This is a genomic window from Actinosynnema sp. NPDC023658, from assembly GCF_040639995.1.
Taxonomy (GTDB): Bacteria; Actinomycetota; Actinomycetes; order Mycobacteriales; family Pseudonocardiaceae; genus Actinosynnema.
In genome coordinates this window covers 1,352-1,838 of sequence record NZ_JBFAAX010001054.1, presented here as the reverse complement: position 1 = coordinate 1,838, position 487 = coordinate 1,352, and the positions used below count along the sequence as shown (strand labels likewise).

1 protein-coding gene is annotated in these 487 nt (G+C 72.5%); it reads right to left on the bottom strand.

The features are described from left to right. Positions 1 to 9 precede the first annotated feature (9 nt). Positions 10 to 487, bottom strand: a 478-nt coding sequence (locus tag AB0G02_RS37975) for a hypothetical protein (protein ID WP_360804679.1), incomplete at its 5' end; no start/stop codon positions are given.

Here is a 487-nt window from a genome sequence, read left to right as displayed (position 1 = left end):
GCGCGGAGGTCAGTCGGCGCGCTTCAGGCTGTCGATCAGGCCACCCCAGGCGGGCCCGTCCCACGTGACGATCAGCGCCGAGCCGTCCGGCTTGAGCTCCAAGGTGCCGCGCTTGCGGTCCTCGTTCGGCGTGGGGCAGTCCAGGGTGATGACCGGCTCGGCCGAGTCGGCGGCGGCGACGGAGCCGGGGCAGGCCAGCTCACCGGTCGTCCGCGCGGTCGTGCCGGTGATCGTGAGCGTGGCGATCGGGCTCTTGTTGATCGGCTTCCACGTGCCGTCGAGGCCCTCGGCCTTGGCCTCCGCCACCGACGTGGTGGTGGACGTGGTCGTGGACGAGGGCTGGGACGCGTTCTGGCCGCCGTCACCCCCGCCGCAGCCGGACAGCAGCCCGGCGGTCAGTCCGAGGACGGCGACGCTCAGTGGTGCGCGCATGGACGAAATCTCCCCCTGGGCGAGCTTCGGCGTACGCGCTCCATCCCAGCTCACG